The organism is Methanosarcina soligelidi, assembly GCF_000744315.1.
Lineage (GTDB): Archaea > Halobacteriota > Methanosarcinia > Methanosarcinales > Methanosarcinaceae > Methanosarcina > Methanosarcina mazei.
In genome coordinates this window covers 3,222,138-3,246,820 of the sequence record NZ_JQLR01000001.1, presented here as the reverse complement: position 1 = coordinate 3,246,820, position 24,683 = coordinate 3,222,138, and the positions used below count along the sequence as shown (strand labels likewise).

14 protein-coding genes and 2 CRISPR repeat arrays are annotated in these 24,683 nt (G+C 40.8%); of the genes, 7 read left to right on the top strand and 7 right to left on the bottom strand.

Going from position 1 to position 24,683, the window contains the following annotated elements; all coding sequences use genetic code 11:
• Positions 1-51: 51 nt before the first annotated feature.
• On the bottom strand, positions 52-774 hold the full coding sequence (locus M886_RS13915; protein WP_235203968.1) for a CRISPR-associated endonuclease Cas6: 723 nt from the start codon (positions 772-774) through the stop codon (positions 52-54).
• A gap of 73 nt (positions 775-847) precedes the next feature.
• Entirely contained in the window at positions 848-1,972 is a 1,125-nt protein-coding gene (locus M886_RS18050; protein WP_160173168.1) for a reverse transcriptase domain-containing protein, read from the bottom strand.
• Between the two features lie 392 nt (positions 1,973-2,364).
• A CRISPR array of direct repeats spans positions 2,365-6,185; the repeat unit is 37 nt; unit sequence GTTTCAATCCTTGTTTTAGTGGATCTTGCTCGCGAAT.
• Between the two features lie 270 nt (positions 6,186-6,455).
• On the opposite strand from M886_RS18050, the gene M886_RS13905 reads away from it, so the two are divergent.
• Positions 6,456-7,700, top strand: a complete 1,245-nt coding sequence (locus M886_RS13905) for an IS110-like element ISMma5 family transposase (protein WP_011032006.1) — start codon at positions 6,456-6,458, stop codon at positions 7,698-7,700.
• Positions 7,701-7,738: 38 nt separating this feature from the next.
• A CRISPR array of direct repeats spans positions 7,739-11,635; the repeat unit is 37 nt; unit sequence GTTTCAATCCTTGTTTTAGTGGATCTTGCTCGCGAAT.
• Between the two features lie 208 nt (positions 11,636-11,843).
• On the opposite strand, the gene M886_RS13900 is transcribed toward M886_RS13905, so the two are convergent.
• Positions 11,844-12,626 carry a GNAT family N-acetyltransferase gene (locus M886_RS13900; protein WP_048051350.1) on the bottom strand — a complete coding sequence of 261 codons (783 nt, stop codon included), beginning with the start codon at positions 12,624-12,626 and terminating at the stop codon, positions 11,844-11,846.
• Between the two features lie 643 nt (positions 12,627-13,269).
• Between M886_RS13900 and M886_RS13895 the strand changes: the two genes are divergently transcribed.
• The 6 genes from M886_RS13895 to M886_RS13870 all read left to right on the top strand — a co-directional run bounded on the left by M886_RS13895 (position 13,270) and on the right by M886_RS13870 (position 20,852).
• Complete coding sequence (locus M886_RS13895) at positions 13,270-14,874, top strand: ABC transporter substrate-binding protein (RefSeq protein WP_048051758.1); 1,605 nt, start codon at positions 13,270-13,272, stop codon at positions 14,872-14,874.
• A gap of 478 nt (positions 14,875-15,352) precedes the next feature.
• On the top strand, positions 15,353-17,032 hold the full coding sequence (locus M886_RS13890) for an ABC transporter substrate-binding protein (protein ID WP_152558042.1): 1,680 nt from the start codon (positions 15,353-15,355) through the stop codon (positions 17,030-17,032).
• Between the two features lie 333 nt (positions 17,033-17,365).
• Complete coding sequence (locus tag M886_RS13885) at positions 17,366-18,358, top strand: ABC transporter permease (RefSeq protein WP_011031959.1); 993 nt, start codon at positions 17,366-17,368, stop codon at positions 18,356-18,358.
• 22 nt (positions 18,359-18,380) lie between these two features.
• A complete protein-coding gene (locus M886_RS13880) occupies positions 18,381-19,238 on the top strand; it encodes an ABC transporter permease (RefSeq protein WP_011031960.1) in 858 nt (285 codons plus the stop codon).
• Between the two features lie 35 nt (positions 19,239-19,273).
• Positions 19,274-20,251, top strand: coding sequence for an oligopeptide/dipeptide ABC transporter ATP-binding protein (locus M886_RS13875; protein ID WP_011031961.1), 978 nt, complete (start codon positions 19,274-19,276; stop codon positions 20,249-20,251).
• A complete protein-coding gene (locus M886_RS13870) occupies positions 20,241-20,852 on the top strand; it encodes an ABC transporter ATP-binding protein (protein ID WP_011031962.1) in 612 nt (203 codons plus the stop codon). Before M886_RS13875 ends, M886_RS13870 begins: the two co-directional genes overlap by 11 nt.
• A gap of 84 nt (positions 20,853-20,936) precedes the next feature.
• On the opposite strand, the gene M886_RS13865 is transcribed toward M886_RS13870, so the two are convergent.
• From M886_RS13865 to M886_RS13855, 4 genes are all read right to left on the bottom strand, one after another.
• Positions 20,937-22,229 carry a TIGR00341 family protein gene (locus tag M886_RS13865; RefSeq protein ID WP_048051349.1) on the bottom strand — a complete coding sequence of 431 codons (1,293 nt, stop codon included), beginning with the start codon at positions 22,227-22,229 and terminating at the stop codon, positions 20,937-20,939.
• A 129-nt stretch (positions 22,230-22,358) separates the two neighbouring features.
• Entirely contained in the window at positions 22,359-22,874 is a 516-nt protein-coding gene (locus tag M886_RS19480; protein ID WP_320414841.1) for a hypothetical protein, read from the bottom strand.
• Positions 22,819-23,652 (bottom strand): TIGR00341 family protein, encoded by an 834-nt coding sequence (locus M886_RS19475; protein WP_268765614.1) that lies wholly within the window; start codon positions 23,650-23,652, stop codon positions 22,819-22,821. Before M886_RS19475 ends, M886_RS19480 begins: the two co-directional genes overlap by 56 nt.
• A 186-nt stretch (positions 23,653-23,838) precedes the next feature.
• Complete coding sequence (locus M886_RS13855; protein ID WP_048037790.1) at positions 23,839-24,459, bottom strand: DUF998 domain-containing protein; 621 nt, start codon at positions 24,457-24,459, stop codon at positions 23,839-23,841.
• Between the last annotated feature and the right edge of the window lie 224 nt (positions 24,460-24,683).

The window sequence follows — 24,683 nt, the reverse complement described above, 5'->3', positions numbered from 1 at the left end:
TTAAAGTTTTCTGCCTCTCTCAGGAGGAGTATTTACAAACCTTCAAATTCTTTACATCCTTATTTTCCTCACAGTCCCAAACCCCTTCGCAACCCCTTTTCCTACCCCCATGAAATCCGGAATCAAAAAATTAGCTATAAATCCACCTGTAAACGAAGTAAAATCCATTTTTTTGTACTTTGAAAGCCTGAGCTCCATATCTACATCACATTTTATGGTATCAGGAACCGTATATCCAAAAGTCTTTGACATCGAGAGCAAATTTCCTGCCAGGGTCTTTCTTAGCATTTCCTTTTGCTCTTCGGGGTTTCTGGTCTCAAGAAATTTTTCCTCATTCTCTTTATTAAGGGCAAGCCAGGGGGTTAGGAATTCGTAAAAGTAAATGCTTTTTGTAAGCCCAAAGTCCTGTTTTTTGATCCTCATGGACCTTTCAGTGATTTCAAAGTTTTCGTAAGGAAGAGTGACCGTATCAAATTTGTCAAATAAACCTTTCAAGATTTCTGCTCCTTCATTTACACCGACCACGAGAGGAATCCTGTCAAGAACTTTGTACTGCACAAGAGGGTAGCGGTAACAAAACCTGTCGGTATTGTGGTTATGGAGGAGGTCGTATTCATTGAATTTTGACGCAAAGAAACCACGGATCTGATTTGCATCTCCCCTGAATTCCCCTGCGCCTTCAAAAGTCATTTCAAGGGTTTTAAGTTTAATATTTTCCGGAGTCATGAGAAATACAACGAAATTTTTAAAAATATCTTTTTCAATTTTGTTCATGTTAGTTTTAACATAAATACATTTTGATATTTATTGAGAAGCATTTCTACGAAAATAAAAACATAATATATATTTATATAAATTTTTGGATCTTTTCATTGAAGCTCTGCTCAATTCTTTCAAGCCCGGCAGCATAATCCGTATGCCTGTAATAGCTCATCCAGGGGTCAACAACATCACAAATATTTTTTATTAAATTATCCAGGGCCTGAACTTTGTTTTCATCGTCTTTATGGGCTTTTTCTATTCTTGCTGTACTATCTATACTTCTGACATTACTTCCAATGCTTTCAATACTCTCGACCATCTTCTCAATGGACCCTTCGGTAGGCATAACTCTTATAACGCTCCCAGCCCCGTTTTCCTCCTCAATTTCCTCAAAGTAGAAACCTACAAATTCAAACCCATTTGCGGCAGTCCCGACATAGGTCTTTTCTTTGTTTAAATCAAGGCCTAATTCAGCCATAACTGCCTTAACTCTGTCCGGATTGATCCATTCTTTAGAAAGGACCACAAAATCATCTGCAAAACGAACAAGATGCTCAACTGAATCTCCTTCAACATTCTTGAGCCCTATCTCAGCCCAGTGGTTGTCGAACTGGTCAAGGTAGAAGTTTACAAGAAGCGGAGAGATTATCCCGCCCTGAAGTAGCCCTTTTCCAGAATCTTTCCCTGAACCGCCTGCCTGTGAGCCTTTTTTGAGCCAGCTCTCGACCAGGGAAAGTATTAATTTGTCTTCGATTCTCGTTTTGAGGATCTTCAGGAGCTTATCATGTGGGATGCTGTCAAAACAGTCCTCTATATCTCCTTTCAAATAATGTATACTACCGGCTTCTAGCCACTTGTACACCTCAAGGCTTGCAAGTTTTGCAGACCTGTATGCCCTGTAACCATAAGAGCAGTTTTCAAAATCAGCTTCAAAAATAGGCTCAAGGACAAGTTTTACAGCTCCCTGGACAAGCCGGTCTCTCAGGGTTAAAATTCCAAGCTGCCTTTTCTCTCCATTCCTCTTTGGAATTTCGACTCTTTTTACTTCATCGGCAGTATACCGGCCTTCTTCAAGCTCCTTCTTTACGGATCGAATGAATTTGTCGACCCCTGAAGCCTCTACCTGCTGGATAGTGAGGGACTCAAAACCGGTGCTTTTTGTGTTCCTGTTAAGGTTCTTCCAGGCTGTGTGCAGGATCTCATCTTTCAAAAGCAGTTTTTTAAGTTTCTTAAACTTCTTTTCGGGGTTTCTCTTCGCTTTGCTGTATAGTTTCAGTTGTATTTTGGCTAGAGTCTGGTTTTGAATATCAGGTACCTCCGTAAATGGTTATTAATTTTCAGTCGTCTACAGATCCTGATATACTTAGCCGCGAAGAATTCGGTTTTTTCCCGAATTAGAGTTACTGGTGCTGTTTTTTAGAAGAATTTTAAAAAAGTTTAGGGACTCAAAGAACAACTTTCAATCCTTGTTTTAGTGGAAGCTACTTCTCGACTTTTTAAATCACAGAAAACCGAACGAACGATTCAAGTTTCAATCCTTGTTTTAGTGGAAGCTACTTCTCGACCTCAGAATTGTTATCTGGAATTTAAAACATAAAATAAGTTTCAATCCTTGTTTTAGTGGATCTTGCTCACGAATAGTGCATTTGTCATTCTTGATCACCTCAGAGTCCCGGTTTCAATCCTTGTTTTAGTGGATCTTGCTCACGAATTTTGACATCAGGAGCAGGAGATGGGAAGTCGAAAGTTTCAATCCTTGTTTTAGTGGATCTTGCTCACGAATGGTTCAATGGGGTCATGTGGGGCATGTATCCACTTGTTTCAATCCTTGTTTTAGTGGATCTTGCTCACGAATTAGACCAGATTTTGGAGTGGAAATATAGGTAATTGTTTCAATCCTTGTTTTAGTGGATCTTGCTCGCGAATCCTTGACGATTTGGTAAAGCAGTTACAGTACGATCTGTTTCAATCCTTGTTTTAGTGGATCTTGCTCGCGAATTAAAAGGGATAATTGGTAAAAACGAGGCAATAACGGAGTTTCAATCCTTGTTTTAGTGGATCTTGCTCGCGAATGTGTTTCATCGTCTGTTGCAATTACAATTCTATAGTTTCAATCCTTGTTTTAGTGGATCTTGCTCGCGAATCTTTTCTATCAAAACATCAATTATATGCCTATCAGTTTCAATCCTTGTTTTAGTGGATCTTGCTCGCGAATAAGTATCGAGAGATGAATATCGAATTTGTTATGGTTTCAATCCTTGTTTTAGTGGATCTTGCTCGCGAATCTACCTGTAATACCTGTATTTCGGATACCTTTTCCTGGTTTCAATCCTTGTTTTAGTGGATCTTGCTCGCGAATTAGAATATAGCGATAGGAATAACTTCAATTGTGTTTGTTTCAATCCTTGTTTTAGTGGATCTTGCTCGCGAATTCAACACAAACCCGCACGGAAGCTGCAACACTGGCATGTTTCAATCCTTGTTTTAGTGGATCTTGCTCGCGAATTTAACATACTAACGTATTTTTATCAAATATGGTGAAGTTTCAATCCTTGTTTTAGTGGATCTTGCTCGCGAATGGATATCATATCTCTCGGGTCCGGAAACGATGATGCGTTTCAATCCTTGTTTTAGTGGATCTTGCTCGCGAATCGTTATTGAGTATGAGGATCGGAGACATGTACATACAGTTTCAATCCTTGTTTTAGTGGATCTTGCTCGCGAATCCAGTCCTCTTCCGTGCCCTGGTAATTATCGACGGAAGTTTCAATCCTTGTTTTAGTGGATCTTGCTCGCGAATCCCCATCATATTTATCAAATGCGTTTTTTAAGATGTGTTTCAATCCTTGTTTTAGTGGATCTTGCTCGCGAATACAGGTGGTCATATGACAGCCGAACTTGAAAACAAAAGTTTCAATCCTTGTTTTAGTGGATCTTGCTCGCGAATCGGGGTTAATTTGGTTCAAAAAACTTCAGATGTACGAGTTTCAATCCTTGTTTTAGTGGATCTTGCTCGCGAATACTACAAGAGCCGCCACAATAAACACCTGAATGGTTTCAATCCTTGTTTTAGTGGATCTTGCTCGCGAATATGTTGAATGTGGAGGAAACGTAACGAGGAGATATGTTTCAATCCTTGTTTTAGTGGATCTTGCTCGCGAATTCTTTACTAGGGGGAGTCGGAAGTCCTTATCCACATAAGTTTCAATCCTTGTTTTAGTGGATCTTGCTCGCGAATTCCGTATATCAACACTCTTGAAGGCAAGCACTACAGTTTCAATCCTTGTTTTAGTGGATCTTGCTCGCGAATGGGATAATGATAAGGATTGCTGGCAGGTGAAATTTGTTTCAATCCTTGTTTTAGTGGATCTTGCTCGCGAATAAGAACGTTTTTGGAGAAAAGGATTTTTCACAGAGGTTTCAATCCTTGTTTTAGTGGATCTTGCTCGCGAATCAGAAATGTGGAAAGATTTCCATCTCAACGACTGGTTTCAATCCTTGTTTTAGTGGATCTTGCTCGCGAATTACCTGATAATGTAAATAGGCTTGCAAATAGTGAATTGTTTCAATCCTTGTTTTAGTGGATCTTGCTCGCGAATGCAGGTTCAGACATGGTTGCAGTAGGGATGTGGGAGTTTCAATCCTTGTTTTAGTGGATCTTGCTCGCGAATTTGTTCAAAACACCAACAACAGTTATACTGTATTGGGTTTCAATCCTTGTTTTAGTGGATCTTGCTCGCGAATTATTCTCCGGTTTTTTGTGTCATCTTTGCACCCAGTTTCAATCCTTGTTTTAGTGGATCTTGCTCGCGAATGATAAAAACAACTCATCTCAATCTTCTGAACGTTAGTTGTTTCAATCCTTGTTTTAGTGGATCTTGCTCGCGAATTTTCTGAAACAGGAATTTATCACATTTCGTATGATTTGTTTCAATCCTTGTTTTAGTGGATCTTGCTCGCGAATTCGAATTTGCTATTTTTTGCCTACTTGCTTTATACAGTTTCAATCCTTGTTTTAGTGGATCTTGCTCGCGAATTTTATCGAGAAACTTAATCTCCTTTCATTTCTTTTTTGTTTCAATCCTTGTTTTAGTGGATCTTGCTCGCGAATCTGACAGTTTTTATCTGTAGAGAAATGGGCTGCAAGTTTCAATCCTTGTTTTAGTGGATCTTGCTCGCGAATCTGTATATTCACTCCATTATCATTTCGTTCAGTGTGGTTTCAATCCTTGTTTTAGTGGATCTTGCTCGCGAATATCCATACAAGGGTAGAGGAAATTTCTATGTATCAAGTTTCAATCCTTGTTTTAGTGGATCTTGCTCGCGAATTCGCCGAAGAGGTAGGCTGCAAGAATCTACTTGTAACGTTTCAATCCTTGTTTTAGTGGATCTTGCTCGCGAATCGAATTCAGATAGCACCCTTTCCACTTTTGACATGAAAGTTTCAATCCTTGTTTTAGTGGATCTTGCTCGCGAATCTACCTCTGCTAAAACCTTCTGCTAATTTTTCTTCAAAGTTTCAATCCTTGTTTTAGTGGATCTTGCTCGCGAATTTCTCGTTTCATCCGTACACAATGTCAATATTTAGTTTCAATCCTTGTTTTAGTGGATCTTGCTCGCGAATTTATAATCCGTACGGGACGGCAGGATACAATACAAGTTTCAATCCTTGTTTTAGTGGATCTTGCTCGCGAATAATACAGTTCTTGACGGGCAAGGACAGGCAACCAGTTTCAATCCTTGTTTTAGTGGATCTTGCTCGCGAATTACAGACCCAAGTGGATTTAAAGAGGAAAAATTAGGTTTCAATCCTTGTTTTAGTGGATCTTGCTCGCGAATATAATTCTGCATTGAAATGGTATAAAGATCAAATGTTTCAATCCTTGTTTTAGTGGATCTTGCTCGCGAATAGAAAATACGATGATGAAACCATACTAGATGCTGCACGGTTTCAATCCTTGTTTTAGTGGATCTTGCTCGCGAATAAGTTTACAAGCGAGTGCTTGGATATATGTGAGAAAAGTTTCAATCCTTGTTTTAGTGGATCTTGCTCGCGAATATGTAATATATTTTCTTTTTCCCCTTTTACAATAGTGTTTCAATCCTTGTTTTAGTGGATCTTGCTCGCGAATTTCATTTTTGCATGGAATGTTATATCATTGGTGATAGTTTCAACCCTTGTTTTAGTGGATCTTGCTCGCGAATATATGGCTTCGTCGGATCGGATGATACTGTTCATGGTTTCAATCCTTGTTTTAGTGGATCTTGCTCGCGAATCGCAAAATCACCTGGCGGGATGCCAGTGTCAGACGGAGTTTCAATCCTTGTTTTAGTGGATCTTGCTCGCGAATTCTACTGAACTGGTAGAGGATGTTATTCGGCTCTGGTTTCAATCCTTGTTTTAGTGGATCTTGCTCGCGAATAGAAAGGAGGGATAAATACAGTCAAAAAACACACATGATATTCTTGGAATAACATGCCCAAAAAATGAAAGTCTTTTTCACTTAGCTTTTTTGATAATAGAACTCCATCATTACCTTTGGACAGGAAGGTTGTTTTTACTTTGGTTCTCCGAAGCCGTCAAAAAACTAACCATTGAATTGCCATCGAAGGCCCAGATGTGACCTTGATCACGGATGCCAAATTGCCTTTGAAGCAATTCTACTGTCCTGGAAATGATGGAGTAATGTAAATTGGACGGAGAAATAAACAAATCTTGTGGTTTAGACATTCACAAACGTTTTGTTATTGCTACTATCCTCAGTAGATCCGGTGAAAAACAACAACATCGTTTTGCCAGAGATGATGATGGGATTTTAGATCTTAAAAATTTAGTAACCTCTGAAAAATGTGATGTTGTTGCCTGTGAATCAACAAGTGATTTCTGGGTTCCGATTTATGAGGCATTGATAGATCATTTGCCTGTTATAGTTGGAAATGCTCGAGATATGAAAGCATTTACACATAAAAAAACAGATAAAATAGATTCCGAAGTAATTGCAAAACTTGCATTGAATAAGATGGTTCAACCATCAAGAGTTTTTCCGAAGAAACATAGAGAATTCAGGTCATACGTCAGGCTTCGCCTAACTCTTGTAAGAAAAAGAACGGACATTAAAAATGAAGCTCATGCAATTCTTTCCTCCGAAATGTTACATCTGGGTGATGTTCTGACTGACATTTTTGGAAAAAATGGTAGAGCAATTCTAGCAGGAATCTCTTCAGGTAAAAATATTGATCAAATTATAGAGTCGCTTTCTCCAAATGTTCGGAAAAAGAGTGTTCAGATAAGGGAAATTCTGGATAGAGAAATATCACAGAGTGCTGCAATAAGGCTTCAGATATGTCTGAACCTTATAAAACATTTAGATGAAGAAATTGAAGTTCTTGAAAGAGAAATTTTCAATTATGCTTATCAAAAGCATAAAAGGGAAATGGAAATTTTGATGTCAGTTCCAGGTATTGGGGAGCTTGGTGCGGCAACTCTAATTGCTGAAATAGGAGATTTCAGGGATTTTCCAACGGGAGATAAACTTGCTTCATGGCTTGGAATAGTTCCTAATGTGTATCAATCTGCAGATAAATACCATAACGGAAGAATCACTAAGAGAGGATCAAAAGTAGCAAGGTGGATTCTAACTCAGATTGCTCAAGCAGCAGCAAGAAAGAAAAATAGCAGATTAAAGGAGTTTTTTAACAGGAAAAAGAAGACAATTGGATATGCTAAGGCAATTATTGCCTTAGCAAGGAAAATTGCAACAATAATATGGCATTTGATCACAAACGATGAGATGTACGAAGATGAAACAGGATACCAAAAGGGAGAAGTTAAAAAGAGAAAGATTGTTGAGGCAGACATATTCTCGGTTGATGAAAGGATAACAATAATTAGTGGAATTATCGCAATTATGGGAAAAAAGGAAGGAGAGAGTACGTGATGAGTTTTCTCATCATGGACTTTCATGCCAAATAAAAAGTTTCAATCCTTGTTTTAGTGGATCTTGCTCGCGAATTGGATTCTAGATGTTTTAATGCACTACTCTTCTTGAGTTTCAATCCTTGTTTTAGTGGATCTTGCTCGCGAATAAAGTGTATGAAGAAGTGATGCACGTTGGAGGAGACAGTTTCAATCCTTGTTTTAGTGGATCTTGCTCGCGAATTTGCTTACAATAATAGGAGATGGTAAGATCAATCTGTTTCAATCCTTGTTTTAGTGGATCTTGCTCGCGAATAAGGAAAATGTATATCGTTATACATCAATTACGTGTTTCAATCCTTGTTTTAGTGGATCTTGCTCGCGAATGATTAGAGCCATCTGGCATGGTGATCTTGGAATTAGTTTCAATCCTTGTTTTAGTGGATCTTGCTCGCGAATACGATGAGGATTATTTTTCCGACATAGAAGACACGAGTTTCAATCCTTGTTTTAGTGGATCTTGCTCGCGAATCTCAGTGCCGGTTGTAAGTGTCACAGATACACTATTGTTTCAATCCTTGTTTTAGTGGATCTTGCTCGCGAATTTTCCTCCTACGTTACTACAACATACTATATACCCGTTTCAATCCTTGTTTTAGTGGATCTTGCTCGCGAATCTGAACCTGTCCAGTACCATTCAGAAGACCCAGGGTGTTTCAATCCTTGTTTTAGTGGATCTTGCTCGCGAATTGGAGCAAGGGAACGCAGGAAGTTGAAGCATGAATAGTTTCAATCCTTGTTTTAGTGGATCTTGCTCGCGAATCTCTTTCGCCGGAATATCCTTCTCTGGATCACCATAAGTTTCAATCCTTGTTTTAGTGGATCTTGCTCGCGAATTGTGTATTACATCGCATAGATAACGAATCAGGAGAACGTTTCAATCCTTGTTTTAGTGGATCTTGCTCGCGAATAGTTAACCGGATTTGCAAGAAAGAACATTTTTTTAAGTTTCAATCCTTGTTTTAGTGGATCTTGCTCGCGAATTTGGACTCGGAACGGTGACAACTTAAGGAGGGAGTTTCAATCCTTGTTTTAGTGGATCTTGCTCGCGAATGAAAGCCGCAACATGCAGTTACACGGCTCTTGGAAGTTTCAATCCTTGTTTTAGTGGATCTTGCTCGCGAATGTAGTAATCGGAAAGATTATTACCTACAAGGTGGGTTTCAATCCTTGTTTTAGTGGATCTTGCTCGCGAATTAAAAAAATGTGGCTGGATTATCTTGTAGAAGGTTGTTTCAATCCTTGTTTTAGTGGATCTTGCTCGCGAATAGGGGATTACACTAGGCTTGTAAATATCGTTGAATGGTTTCAATCCTTGTTTTAGTGGATCTTGCTCGCGAATTTCCAACGAGCCGAAAAGATAGCTAAGATAGCTAGTTTCAATCCTTGTTTTAGTGGATCTTGCTCGCGAATGATACGTGAACCTCTATGACAGCATGTATGACTATGTGTTTCAATCCTTGTTTTAGTGGATCTTGCTCGCGAATTCTTACCTTTAACTCTAAAGAAATCGCCAATTTGTTTCAATCCTTGTTTTAGTGGATCTTGCTCGCGAATTTTTTCAACTGCTCCACAGGTTCAGACTTCTTAAGTTTCAATCCTTGTTTTAGTGGATCTTGCTCGCGAATGGTCTTCTCGCTGTGCCTCCGCGCTCCCTGAGAAGTTTCAATCCTTGTTTTAGTGGATCTTGCTCGCGAATACGTCATAATCTGGGATTTTCAAAAAAAAGAAACGAGGGTTTCAATCCTTGTTTTAGTGGATCTTGCTCGCGAATACGTAGCAACCCCCGAACAGATTGAAGCAGGAGTTTTGTTTCAATCCTTGTTTTAGTGGATCTTGCTCGCGAATATGATTTCATTTACGTCCCATCCGGCAAGAGCGAGGGTTTCAATCCTTGTTTTAGTGGATCTTGCTCGCGAATAATTTAGATTTGTTGTGTTTGTAGCTTCGAGGAATGAAGTTTCAATCCTTGTTTTAGTGGATCTTGCTCGCGAATTAGAGGTGATTATTATAGTAGTAACAACTATAAAACGTTTCAATCCTTGTTTTAGTGGATCTTGCTCGCGAATGAAGTGTATCTTATGCGCCACGTACATCTAACTTTAGTTTCAATCCTTGTTTTAGTGGATCTTGCTCGCGAATAAAGTTACGATAGAAGACTTTAAAGAATGTGTGATTGAGTTTCAATCCTTGTTTTAGTGGATCTTGCTCGCGAATCCTATGGAATCACCAAAGAAAAGTGGGATAACGTTTTGTTTCAATCCTTGTTTTAGTGGATCTTGCTCGCGAATTTAATAAACTACAAACTGAATTTGAAGTAGCCAAGGAGTTTCAATCCTTGTTTTAGTGGATCTTGCTCGCGAATGAGATACTTGTTGAAGCAGGACACCCGGCTGAGAAATGTTTCAATCCTTGTTTTAGTGGATCTTGCTCGCGAATAAGAAACAGCTTGATACTCAACTTAGAGGCTGGATGTTTCAATCCTTGTTTTAGTGGATCTTGCTCGCGAATCTGGTGTAGCAAAAGCAATTGCTAATTATTCCGCTTCGTTTCAATCCTTGTTTTAGTGGATCTTGCTCGCGAATTTTGGTACGGTGATGATTTTTATTGTGAGGACTGTTGTTTCAATCCTTGTTTTAGTGGATCTTGCTCGCGAATTACCAAAACTGAAAGCATGGAGCAAAACTGAAAAAGTTTCAATCCTTGTTTTAGTGGATCTTGCTCGCGAATAGGTATCGGGCTCTTCTCCCTGCGACTCCTGAATAAGTTTCAATCCTTGTTTTAGTGGATCTTGCTCGCGAATAAATTACAGACGGGCTATTAGGAACTCCTGATAAAGGTTTCAATCCTTGTTTTAGTGGATCTTGCTCGCGAATAATCTGAAGAGTGCTCTTCTTAATGTTTTACTTTTTTGTTTCAATCCTTGTTTTAGTGGATCTTGCTCGCGAATCAAGGCCCTCCGTGATTGACCTCTACACTAAGGGAGTAGTTTCAATCCTTGTTTTAGTGGATCTTGCTCGCGAATCATTTGGAATTTTCACTTTTCCTATCATGCTGCGTAGTTTCAATCCTTGTTTTAGTGGATCTTGCTCGCGAATTGAAAGGTAAAACACCTACAATATGGTTTAATATGTTTCAATCCTTGTTTTAGTGGATCTTGCTCGCGAATATCACCAAAACTCGAATGATGTATTGGCAGATCCATAGTTTCAATCCTTGTTTTAGTGGATCTTGCTCGCGAATAAGAACGTTTTTGGAGAAAAGGATTTTTCACAGAGGTTTCAATCCTTGTTTTAGTGGATCTTGCTCGCGAATCTGTTCTGGTTCTTCCTGCTCTTCTACCTCTTGAAGTTTCAATCCTTGTTTTAGTGGATCTTGCTCGCGAATAGATACAGGTTTAGCCCTTATTGCATCTACAGTACTAGTTTCAATCCTTGTTTTAGTGGATCTTGCTCGCGAATGCTCCAGCTACAGCACCTTGACTCTGAATATCCTGTTTCAATCCTTGTTTTAGTGGATCTTGCTCGCGAATACTTTAGGAGCACGTACATGCGTGACTTTAATTTTTAGTTTCAATCCTTGTTTTAGTGGATCTTGCTCGCGAATTGGCTGCTACAATTGATGTAGGGAACGAGTACGAGTGGTTTCAATCCTTGTTTTAGTGGATCTTGCTCGCGAATTGAAGCTGCAAATAAGAAGAGAAGCGGGTTAATAGAGTTTCAATCCTTGTTTTAGTGGATCTTGCTCGCGAATTGGGATTCCGCAAGGGAAGCAACTAAACAGTTAAAGTTTCAATCCTTGTTTTAGTGGATCTTGCTCGCGAATAATATGGTTTTTTGCAGGTGCCCTAGTACAATATTGTTTCAATCCTTGTTTTAGTGGATCTTGCTCGCGAATAGGGCAAAAATTTCCGTTATTTGGCCAGAAAAGGCCTGAAATGAGCCCTTTTTTGGGGCTAAAATTCTTACTGGAAAATTATCAAACCCTTTATAAATACAAGAAAAAAAGGGTTTTTTAGTGGTTTGGAAACATCTCAAAATATGCTTTTCTTTCTATTAAACTTTTGTTTTTAAATCTGTGGACGGGTTTTGAAATCTGGTATGGACTATTTAAATTTGATTATTTTTCTCATAATGTTTTCAAATCTTGTATTACTGATTGGATGATGACTGATAACCTTGCCATTATAAATAATACAGAAGGTCCCGAAAGCACAGGGCACATGCTGAGCCTCATCTGAACTCTCAAGGTCAATCAGGTTAGCCTTTATTTTCAATTTCTCCCTTGCAGTTTTCAAAATAGCATCCACGTTTTTTACTGAGTATGGGCACTGGGCTGAACGGATAACAGTCAGGCCTTCTCCATATTTCTCCGTGTCCAGCGATATATTTTTAAATTTCGGATCGTCGGCTCCCGGGTTGAATTTTAAAACCAGTAATTCAAAATCAGGTTCAACCTCATCAACAGGTACAAATCCTTTTTTTAAGAAAATATCTTTTTTAGCCATAAATGAGCCGTTTCTTGTAACAACCGCAACGCCCTGCATGTTTGCTTCTTTTGCATCCTTAATGCACTCTTCGATCAAAGAAGAAGCATAGCCTTTCCCTTTAAACTCGTTTTTGAATCCGACAAAAATGCAATGGATGAACATATATCCTTCTGCATCTACCGGGCGGTGTGCATATTTTCCCGGAATGTATTCAAGCATGCCCTGATAACCGCCTTCTCTTGAAAAAATTACTTTTATCCTGAGCCCTTTAGAATAATATTCCTTAAACCAGTCGATTTTCCGTCTTAACTCAAGGTGTTTTTTAAAATCTTTGTATCCGCAAACCCCGTAGTCAGCAATGTTCTCAGGATTAAGATCTATTATTTCTATATCAGGCATATATGCTCCACGAAATATTTAATGACTTTACAATTTTTTCATTACAATTTTTCCATTACAATTTTTCCACTAAAATTTTTCATTATTTTTTTCTATCCAGTGTAAAAACATGATACTGCTATATAAATGACACTTTCTGGCAGTTTGATGCTTTGAGTTTGAGATTTTTAATTTTGGCGTATCGGTTCCTGGATTTCAGTCTTAATATTTTAAATCCTTGAATTTTAAAATTTAGACTTTTAAATTCTGATCCTTTGAATTCTCAAATTTTTGACTCATTTTCAACAACCTATTACTGTAGATGATAAAAACCCACATTTGAGTAAAAATTCATATTTAGTATTACATTTAGAAATAAAGTATACATTTTAGTATTACATTCATTTAGGAAAGTATATATACAAAAATGTTTTAATTCAGTTTGTCTTAAAAATCGTTAAAAAAGTATTACATAATTATAATTGTTTAATGCAAGGTAGTATTAAACATTTCACAATCGGGAAAAATACAGGTTAAGGAGTATTGTAAAGTAATTCCAGATTTTAATAAAAAACAAGGAGGAGTTTTGATTAAGAAAAATCAGCAGTATTTGCTCATAGGCTCAATAATCATAGTTATAGCAGCTGCCATTATTGTCAGCTCTATGTCCAGCCCTGCAGCAGATTCGAAACCCACAGAACAGACTTCCCAGGTTGCCGGGGAAACGGCGCTCCAGGGGTCCGAAGAACTGAGCTCTCCAGGGTCTGACGAACTGGTTGCAGCCGTAGGGACCCATGGCGGAGAGCCGGAAACCGGCTTTGATCCTATCTCCGGATGGGGCTATAACCACGAACCACTGGTCCAGAGCACGCTTTTCAAAAGGGACAGTGAGGCAAATCTGATCAACGATCTGGCTACGGATTATACTATTAGCGATGATGGACTGAAATGGACTGTCAAAATAAGGAGCGACGTGAAATTCCATGATGGAGAACCTCTAACAGCTAAGGACGTAGCCTTCACTTTTAATACGGCAGCAGATGCTAGCGGCAGTGCGGATTTGTCCGTGCTGGAAAAAGCCACAGCAGTCGATGATTATACCGTTGAATTTAACTTGAACGACCCTCAGTCCACCTTCATCAATAAACTGGTAGCTCTTGGCATTGTCCCTGAACATGCTTACAACGCTGAAACTTACGGGTCCAACCCGATAGGGTCGGGACCATACAAATTTGTACAGTGGGATAAAGGGCAGCAGGTAATCTTTGAAGCAAATCCGGACTATTACGGACAGGAACCGTACTTTAAAAAGCTGACAATACTCTTTATGGACTCTGATGCTGCTTTTGCGGCAGCTAAATCCGGACAGATCGATCTGGCTGAGGTTCCTTCCACATTTGCCGATCAGAAAGTTGATGGAATGAAAATAGTTTCTCTGGAGTCTATTGATGCCCGTGGAATAAGTTTCCCGATGAACCCGAATACTGGAGAGAAAACCGAAAATGGCTACGTAATTGGAAACGATGTGACTTCTGATCCTGCAATAAGAAAAGCTCTGAACATCGGGATAGACAGGCAGGCACTGGTTGACGGTGCTTTGAACGGACAGGGGAAAGAAGAATTCACAGGCGTGGACAAACTGCCCTGGGGTAATAAAGAAGCCATTTTCGAAGACGGAGATATAGAAGGAGCAAAGAAAATCCTTGCCGAAGGCGGCTGGACTGATACTGACGGAGACAGCATTGTTGAGAAAAAAGGCCTGAAAGCCGAATTTACCCTTTTATATCCTGCAAATGCCCAGGAAAGGCAGGCACTGGCGGTTTCGATGGATGAAGAAGCTAAAAAACTGGGTATAAATATTAAAGTTGAAGGTAAGAGCTGGGATGAAATTTACACCCTTTGCTATTCGACTCCAAATGTCTGGGGTTACGGATCACTGGATCCGACTGACATATACTTAAGATACTACAGCAAGAGCTACGATCCCTCAACCCGTAACAACGTAATAATGTACAATAATCCTGCTGTGGACAAGTACCTGAGGACAGCCATAACCAGTCCTGACCAGGAAACAGCCAACAAAAACTGGCAGCTGGCTGCATGGGACGGGACAACAGGATTCTCCGCAGAAGGGGATGCTTCCTGGATGTGGATGGCGACCATTAATTATGTCTACATAATGGATGAAGACCTTGATATCGGAACTCCAAAAATACAGCCCCATGGGGCAGATATCTTTGGCAGCATTCTGGAATGGAAACGTGCATGAGATTAAACAGGGATTTGAGTATTCACTCAAATCCTCTTATTTTTACAGGTTATTCGGGGAGACTATCTTCATTCAATAGACAGGATCAAAATCGTTTAATACTGAGATAAAAATTAAACTGTCGATACTCCCTGCTTTTGATAATAAAAAATTATATTTTTTATTCATAGAATACTTACCAAAAAACTCAGCAAGAATTAAGAATTTATATTTAGTGTTACTAAATTTTCTAAAATTTAGATTAAATATTACATATTTATGGTAAAGTACTTATAGAAAAAATTGGTTTTAGTTCCATTTAACATTACTTTAAGAAAAAGTAACACTTCTACAGATTTCCTGTACAAATATTATTCAAAAAACTCTCGTTATTTCAATAAAGATTCATAGAAAACCGCTATGAGTTTCAGTCGAGAGTATTCAGGATACTAATATATCAGGAGGAGTTCCGATCAAGAAAAACCAGCAACATCTGTCTGTGGGGACATTAATCGTAATTATAACAATTATTGGTATTATCACTTCCATGTCCGGCTGCGTATCCAGCCCAACGGATGATTCCGAACTGGGTTCTGCATCAGGCTCAGAGTCAGGTTCTGTATCAGCCAGCTCGACTTCCAGGGCTTCCGATGAACTGGTAGTAAATGTGTATTCGCATACAGGAGAACCGGAAACAGGGTTTGACCCTCTTCTCGGATGGGGATGCGGTCATGTGAATTTTGAGCCATTAATACAGAGCACCCTCTTCAAAACAGATGATGAAGGCGGTATCATAAATGACCTTGCTACAGGTTATTCTGCCAGTCCTGACGGGAAGACATGGACTGTAAATGTAAGAGATGATGTCAAATTCACGGATGGAGAGAAGCTAACAGCTGAAGACGTTGCATTTACATTCAATACTGCAATTGGAAGTAATTCCGAACTCGACATGAGTAACCTTGAAAATGCCAGGGCAGTAAATGATACGGCTGTTGAATTCAATTTAAAAGAGCCCCAGTCCAGTTTCATATGGAGACTCAGGTATGTTGGGATTGTGCCTGAGCATGCCTATAAAAAAGAAACCTATGGAGCCAGCCCGATCGGTTCAGGCCCGTACAAACTGGTACAGTGGGACAAAGGTCAGCAGGCGATCTTTGAACTTAATGACAATTACTATGGACAGAAGCCGTACTTCAAAAAAATAACCATGTTATTCCTGGACAAGGATACTGCATTTGCAGCTGCAAAGTCCGGCAATGTTGACATAGCTGAAATCGATATTACCCATGCAAACCAGTCCATAAACGGCTATGATATAATCTCGCTTCCTTCCTCAAGGGCATTCGGAGTTTCTTTCCCCATGCAGAACAATACCGGCAAAAAAAGCCTTACTGGAGACACGATCGGCAACAATGTAACTGCAGATATCGCAGTCCGGAAAGCTTTGAACACGGGAATTGACAGAAAAGCCATACTTGACGGAGTAATATACGGAAAAGGGGATGTGGAATACACCGGAGTAGACCAGAGAACATTTGGAAACCCCGAAGCCAGGATAAAAGACTCAAAACCTGAAGAAGCTATAAAAATACTTGAAGATGCAGGCTGGAAAGATACAGACGGCGACGGAATCCGGGAAAAAGACGGAACTAAAGCAGAATTTAAACTGTATTACTCTTCCTCTGACCAGACAAGGCAGGCTCTTTCAGTAGCCGTAAGCGAGCAGGCAAAAAAATTAGGTATAAAAATAAACCTTGTCGGCACAAACTGGGATGAAATATACGCAAACCAGTACAGTTCAGCGGTTTTATACGCCTACAGCAGTATAGATACTTTCAATCTGTACCAGCAATACCATACTAAAGAAGCCGATGATACATACAGAAACCCTGGCCTTTACAGCAACCCTTTTGTGGACGGGTATCTGGAAACAGCCTTGAGAACTTCAGACCAGGAACAGGCTATTGAAAACTGGAAGTTAGCTGCATACGATGGAAATACCGGTTTTGGGCCTTCCGCGGATGCAACATGGCTGTGGCTTGTAACAATGGACTATCTCTACGCGGTGGATGAAACCATAGATATGGGAACCCCGGAGAAAAATGCCGGGTCAGATATTTTAGGAAACATCTACGAGTGGACAAGGACAAGTGCAACAGATACAGCTCAGAAATGAGTGATACTAAAAAAAGAGAAATGGTTCAAAGCAAATGGCGATTAGAAATAAATGCTGATTAAAGTGAGAGATTCTGCCACTTTAATAAACTGCGCTTTGAATCCCCCTTTTTATTTGGCATGAAAGTGCTCTCAAGTACTTTCATTTTATGGGCATGTTATTCGAAGAATATCATGTGCGTTTTTTATTTACAGCCATAACTGAGAGTACAAATGTAAGATACCTGGAGAATCTATTTCAACCTATGGATAAGAATATTAATTGAAATAATAACAAATATTGCAATAATCCTGAAGTAAGTTTATTATCAAGTAACAATAATGAGGGAAGAGTGTGCCGGATACCGAAAAAATAGCGAGTTTTGCAGGAAAAAAAATACTCAGGCTGGTAAGTCTTCTTGCTGTAGTTTGTTTTGTAAGTTTCATGCTTATTCAATACTCGCCCATAGACCCTGTTAGAGCCTATATAGGAGAAATGACAGTCAGTGAAGAGCATAAAGCCAAACTTGAAGAATATTGGGGAGTCAATACTCCTCCGCAGGAAAAATTCCTGAACTGGGCAGGAAATATTCTCAAAGGGGATTTTGGGGTATCATTGATTTACCGGATGCCTGTTGCCGATGTGATTAAAGAAAGAGCTATGGCCTCTTTTGTCCTTATGGCAACTTCATGGCTGTTTTCAGGAGTGCTGGGCTTCATCCTGGGCATAGTGGCAGGAATGAATAAGGGCACATGGATTGACAGAGCAATAAAAACTTACTGTTACGTGCTGGCAGCCACCCCGACATTCTGGCTGGCACTGGTTCTGCTAATGGTATTTTCTGTAAGTCTGGGGTGGTTCCCGATAGGCCTGAGTGTACCCATAGGGGTTACGGCTGAAAATGTAACTTTTTTTGACCGGATACAGCATTTAATTCTCCCTGCATTGACCCTGAGTTTACTGGGAGTAGCCCAGATTGCAATGTTTACCCGGGAAAAACTAATCGAAGTTCTTTCCAGCGATTATGTGTTATTCGCAAAAGCAAGAGGTGAAAAAGGGCTGGACCTGGTATTAAGACATGGGATAAGAAACGTTGCACTTCCTGCAATTACTCTGCAATTTTTAGGGTTCAGCGAATTGTTCGGAGGAGCAGTTCTTGTTGAGCAGGTATTCTCCTATCCTGGAATCGGACAGGCAGCAGTAGCAGCAGGGTTGAGATCTGATGTGCCTCTGCTTTTAGGGGTAGTCATTTTCAGTGCTATATTTGTCTTTTGCGGAAACCTGATTGCTGACACTATTTACGAATTCGTTGACCCCAGAATAAAACAGCAGGAGGCAACAGTATGAACATTATAGAGGAGGCTGGATTATGAGCACTGCTGTTGTAACAGCTAACAAAGGAGTATTCCGGGGACTGAACCTGAGACAGAAGACCCTGCTGATTATAGGTCTGACATCACTTTTGCTGCTTACGATAGTGGTTTCAAGTGTCACTATGGATGAAGATTCCTTGAAGACCGATTTTGGCTCTAAAAACCTTAACCCTTCAGCTGAACATCCGTTTGGGACAGACTGGATGGGAAGGGACATGTTTATACGTACCGTCAAGGGGCTTGGTTTAAGCATTCTGGTCGGAGCTTTTGCTTCTACAATCAGTACTGTACTGGCTGTAGTGTTGGGCCTTCTATCAAGTGCAGGGAAAGCTGTAGATTCCTTTGTTTCCTGGCTGGTGGACCTGTTTCTTTCGATCCCTCACCTTCTTTTGATAATTCTTATCTCCATAGGACTCGGAGGAGGAGCTTATGGAGTCATTATGGGTGTTGCGTTAACGCACTGGACAAGCCTGACAAGGGTGGTCAGAGCAGAGATCAAGCAGCTCAAGACCCAGGAATACATCCATATTTCGAAAAACCTTGGAAAATCAAAATGGTGGATAGCCACAAAACACATTCTACCCCATTTAATTCCGCAGATATTGCTTGGCACTATTTTGATGTTTCCTCATGCTATTCTGCACGAAGCTTCGGTCACATTCCTTGGATTTGGGCTTTCCCCTCACGAACCGGCAATTGGTATCATTTTATCAGAGTCTATGAAATACCTTTCCGCAGGATACTGGTGGCTTGCATTTTTCCCAGGGTTATCACTCCTGATTGTGGTTCTGGCATTTGACATGATAGGAGACAATCTGGGAAAAATAATTGATCCGAAAACTGCTCATGAATGAGTTGTATGTGAAAATTTCAATCTAAAGGTGGGAACATGAAAAATAAAGCTAAGAATAATGCTGAAGAAAGCAGGAAAACTGAAGCCCTGTTAAAAGTAAAAGATCTCTCACTCTCCTTTATCCAGTACACCTCAGGGCTCAGACAGACCGAGCTAAAAGTAATTTCCAATTTAAGTATAGAGGCTTATAGAGGAAAAATACTGGCTGTTGTGGGATCAAGCGGTTCCGGGAAAAGCCTTCTTGCCCATGCTATTTTAGGAATTTTGCCTCCTAACGCGATACTTAATGGAAAAATTGAATACAATGGCATGCAGCTTACTCAGGAAAAGAAAGAAGAAATCAGGGGTAAAGAAATAGCCCTGGTTCCCCAATCCGTAACTTATCTGGACCCTTTAATGAGGGTTTCAGATCAGGTAATAGGGTGTGTGGAGGAAGAAAAAGCAGGATTGATGAAGAAGCTCCAGAGGGAAATCTTTCAGAGATACGGCTTAAAACCGGATGTTGAAAGAATGTTTCCTCATGAACTCTCAGGCGGGATGACCAGAAGAGTCCTGGTTTCCACTGCAGTAATAGGCTCTGCAAAGCTTGTAATTGCAGACGAACCCACCCCTGGATTGGATGAAAAGACTCTGAATGAGACGCTGTATTACTTAAAAGACATGGCAAATAAAGGCTGTGCAGTAATAGTTATAACTCATGATATAGAGGCAGCGCTAAAGATTTCCGATAAAATTGCCGTCTTTTATGCAGGCACAGTCCTGGAAGTAGCCAATGCTGCAGATTTCAAAAACGATGGTGAGAACTTAAGGCATCCTTATACCCGGGCACTCTGGAATGCACTTCCCCAGAATAAATTCCAGGCAATTGAAGGGCATCAGCCAATGCAGGATGAAGTTATTGACGGATGTATTTTTTACGACAGGTGCTCAAAAAAGAACGAACTCTGCTCTAAAGGCATTCCTCAATTTCAAAATGTCAATGGAGGAATTGTGAGGTGCAATAATGTATCTTAAATGCGAGAATATAAGTTTCGGATACAAAAAAAACAGTCTGGTTTTAGATAATGTAAGTCTGTCTTTAAGAAGCGGTGAGGTTCTGGGCCTTGTAGGAGACAGCGGAAGTGGAAAATCAACCCTGTGTAAAATCCTTGCTGGCTATGAAAACAAATATCAGGGAAAAGTAAGCCTCGACGGAAAAGAAATTCCATCAAAAGGATATAACCCTGTCCAGCTCATATTCCAGCATCCGGAAAAGGCTGTAAACCCGAAATGGAAAATGAAAGATATTTTAAATGAGGGACATAACGTTCCGCAGGAGATTCTGGACTCATTCGGGATAAAAAAAGGCTGGCTTAACCGCTGGCCAAATGAGCTTTCGGGAGGAGAGCTTCAGAGGTTTGCACTTGCAAGAGCTCTGGGGTCTGAAACTAAATTTTTAATAGCGGATGAAATAACCACGATGCTGGACGCTATTACTCAGGCTCAGATATGGAACACGGTTCTGGAGATAGTTAAAGAGAGGAATATCGGAGTACTGGTCGTAAGCCACGAGAAAAATTTGATCAAAAAGTTATGTCACGATGTTGTTTATTTAAAGGATGTGAACAGGGTCTGACACTATTGAAAGTCTGACACTATTGAAAGTCTGACACTATTGATGAGCTGATTTTTTCAATTTTTTTAGAGCTATAAAGAGTTTTCAAGTGGTCTGCTGAGCTTCTATGAACCCTACCCTGACCCTGACTTCTCTGCCTGTAAACTCTGTCAGGCGGTCATCAATCCTCTGAGCTATACCCGGGGGCAGTTCCTGACCTGCCCTGCGATATAAAATGACTGTTACCCTTGCAGGTTCATTTAAAATCAGGTCCGCAGGTCTATAACTGACATCTACACTCTCAGTGACCAGTCTCATATCCTCATATTCGGATTCATTAAGCATAACTGATACTTCTGCTTTTGCCTGCTGTTCTATAAGCGCGGTTTGTGAGGATACATAGGTTACAAGCCCGAGTACAGTTGAAAGTATTGCTATTGCTACTCCGAGCACCAGAATATTCAAGACCACAGCTTTACGGGCTCTGCCTACAGCCGAAGATCCGAGGGGCCTGAAGCCTGAAAGCCAGAAAAGGATAAGAGCGGAGATATTGATAGCAAGCACATTTACCAGCACCAGAACCGCAGAAATAATCGCTACTGCAGGTAGCCCAAACGCAAACCCAAGCCCTGAAGTTGCTGCGGGAGGGACAAGGGCAGCTGCAATCGCAACCCCTACAAGGGCAGACCCTGCATTTCTTATGATACTTATGGCACCTGCAATACCGGATCCCAGAGCAAGAAATAGAGACAGGAAGGTTGGGTTTGTGCGCTCAGCTACCTGTGAAATCTCGCGGATATCTATTCCTGGCGGCATCATGCCTAATTCCGTGATCAGAAAGCCGATAAAGGCACCTACTGCGATTGCAAGCAAAAGGCCTGCCACCTGTAGAGTTAACCCGCGAGTAATAAGCTTCCGATCATAAACAACTGTACCTACACTTGTAGAGATTGCAGGTCCCATTAAAGGAGCTATAACCATGGCTCCAATTATTGTGGCAACCGAATCGAGGAGGAGCCCGGCAGTTGCAATAGCCGTGCTCAGCACCAGAAATGCGATATATGTTGAGGCAGGAGGGGCAAGATCTTCTGCACGCGCAATGAGCTCTTCTCTGGAAATCCGCTGGTCAGGAAAGCGTTTTTTCAGGACATCGATCCGCTTCGAAATCACCATCTCCGGTGACAGGACAATCGTATATGTATCCTCGCTAATTCCTGCCTTGCGCAGCTTTTCAAGCAAAGGTTCGACTCCGACAGGAGGCACGGGAAACTGGATAACAGCTTCAAAGTCTCCTCTTCCGGTCTCGTTCCATACTGCGTAGTCAATCTCCTCGCTGTCGAGAGCTTCCAGTACAGAATCTTTCTTTCCTTCCGGGATAAGTACCTCAACCAGACGCATAACAAAAATACGTTTTCTGGATATATTATTATAATTGAAGGTGAAATAAAACAGGCAGCAGCAAGAAGCTAGAATTTTCAGGTAAAAATACAGACTAATAAAAGTTAGAATTTAATTATAAGAAGACAATTATGGGAAGCTCTGTGCTTCTACGAAGCCAACTCTGATCATGATATCTTTGCCCGTAGATTCTGTCAGGCGCATGTTCGCTTTGCGGGCTATGTCAGGAGGGACCTCCTGGCCTGCTCTACGGCCTACAAGAACAGAGATCTTTGCAGGTTTATTTAAGAGGATATCTGCAGGCATATAGTCAACTGTAACCCCTTCAAGTGTCAGACCCATTTCTGCATATTCGGGTTCCTGAAACATGGCTGTCATTTCTCCGTTTATTTCCTGTTCTACAAGGGTTGCCTGGAAGGAAGTATACGTAACAAGCCCGAGAGCTACGGAAAGTAAGGCAATTAAAAGGGCAAGGAAAACAGTATGCGATATCACAGAAGAACGAGCACGTCCGGCTGCTTCTGTTCCTTCCGGGCGAAAACCGGAAATCCAGAGCATGATCAGAGCTGAGATGTTAACTGCAAGCAGATTAACAAGCACAAGCACGGCAGCTGCAATTGCCACTCCGGAAAGCCCCCATGCGATTCCCAGCCCTGAAGTTGCAGCCGGAGGGACAAGAGCGATCGCAATTGCAAACCCCTACAAGAGCAGACCCTGAACCCCGTATTATACTGATAGCGCCTGCTATGCCTGACCCCAGGGCAAGGAAAAGGGACAGAAAGTTAGGGCTTGTCCTTTCGGCGACCTGTGGGATTTCACGAATATCGAGACCGGGAGGCAAAAGTATGGATTCTTTCAGAAGTACTCCAAGCAGTGCACCTATCGCAATTGCAAGCAGAAGCCCTCCCACCTGCATCTTTATCCCTCTGGAAGCAAGTTTCCTGTTATCGAGGACAGTCCCTACACTCGCAGATATGGCAGGCCCCATAAGCGGAGCCACAACCATAGCCCCGATAATTGTTGCAGCAGAATCGAGCAGGAGACCGCCGGTTGCAATAACCGTACTCAGGACAAGAAATGCAATATAGGTCGAAGTTTCGGGTGCAAGGTCCTCTGCGCGTGCAGTTAATTCTTCCCTTGAGATTCGGGATCCGGAATAACGCTGCTTCAGAGCTTCGATGCGGGTCGAGACTACAGTTTCAGGCGCCAGGACGATTGTATAAGTGTTTTCGCTGACCCCGGCTTTGCGCAACCTCTCAAGCACCGGTTCCACGCCAATAGGAGGAACTGGAAACTGAACAAGGGCCTCAAAGTCCTTTCTTCCTGTTTCGTCCCATACGGCATAGTCTATTCCCTCGTCATCCAGAACTGCCAGCACAGGCTGCCTCTTCCCCACAGGAATAAGTACCTGAACCAGACGCATAATAAATATACGCTATTCGAATAATTATTATTAACCAGAATAAAATAAAACATGCAGTATAAATTACAAAAAAATATAACTTATAGTAGCCAGGTGTTTGAATTTTCAAATAAAGCTTCAAGTTAATTGAGACACCGGAAAATCAAATTTCTGTTATAGGTTTAGCTGATTATAGTTTTAATGATTTTATGGACGTGAATACCCCATCAGGTATCCGCCAAAACCAGTTACCCAGAGAAGGATTGGATATGCGATCCATCTCTCCAGCCCACCGATGCCCAGGACCGCAAAGGGGCTTGCATCCAGCATGATGTAATAAAGAATAAGGTCTAAAAGTGAGATTCCTCCAAGTAATACTGAAAAATAATTCAACGGCGCCCCCTGTATCCTGGAACTCACAACTGCTGATAACCCGCCTGCTAGAAAAGCGAGAAGGGCAAAAATGGCATGGATATCACCATAACTCCCATCAAAGACCCCCACGCCCAGCACGCCTGCTCCAAAAAGAACTGTCAGTAAAGTAACAGACTGTTTCCTGAATGCGTGGTGAATAAAATAAGCAGCGGCAGTAATCAAAAGTCCTGAAACTAACATTGAAGTATTGAAAATGGTTGCAGAAGGCTCTATAATAATACTGTCAGGGGGCACGGTTGCACCAAGATCGCTTATTGCATTCTGGGCTGTACTGTATCCGGGATAAAGAGTCTCAGCCGTTATTATTCCCATGAAAGCCAGCACTCCTGCAGCAAATAAAAGTGCTCCGGCGATATTTTCACTTCTTATGCGAGGGTGTGATCTGTCAGCCATGAAAATCAGATAAATCATGGAAAGCAAAGATATTTAGAGCTTATGTTAAGATTCTTATAGCTTATGTTAAGATTCCATGCTTCCGGGAAAGAACTGTCAAATTACCAGAAAAAACTATCAGTCCAATAACATGGCATGGACTGGATTTCTGTAGAAAGCGAGATAAAAATATATACATGACATAAATACTGGAATACAACCAGTAAGAAAATCTGATCATTTTA

Coding starts and splice junctions, on each gene's coding strand:
- M886_RS13915 (WP_235203968.1), bottom strand. CDS start 774: ATGAACAAAATTGAAAAAGATATTTTTAAAAATTTCGTTGTATTTCTC.
- M886_RS13900 (WP_048051350.1), bottom strand. CDS start 12,626: ATGCCTGATATAGAAATAATAGATCTTAATCCTGAGAACATTGCTGAC.
- M886_RS13895 (WP_048051758.1), top strand. CDS start 13,270: ATGTCCAGCCCTGCAGCAGATTCGAAACCCACAGAACAGACTTCCCAG.
- M886_RS13880 (WP_011031960.1), top strand. CDS start 18,381: ATGAGCACTGCTGTTGTAACAGCTAACAAAGGAGTATTCCGGGGACTG.
- M886_RS13875 (WP_011031961.1), top strand. CDS start 19,274: ATGAAAAATAAAGCTAAGAATAATGCTGAAGAAAGCAGGAAAACTGAA.
- M886_RS13870 (WP_011031962.1), top strand. CDS start 20,241: ATGTATCTTAAATGCGAGAATATAAGTTTCGGATACAAAAAAAACAGT.
- M886_RS13865 (WP_048051349.1), bottom strand. CDS start 22,229: ATGCGTCTGGTTGAGGTACTTATCCCGGAAGGAAAGAAAGATTCTGTA.
- M886_RS19475 (WP_268765614.1), bottom strand. CDS start 23,652: ATGCGTCTGGTTCAGGTACTTATTCCTGTGGGGAAGAGGCAGCCTGTG.
- M886_RS13855 (WP_048037790.1), bottom strand. CDS start 24,459: ATGGCTGACAGATCACACCCTCGCATAAGAAGTGAAAATATCGCCGGA.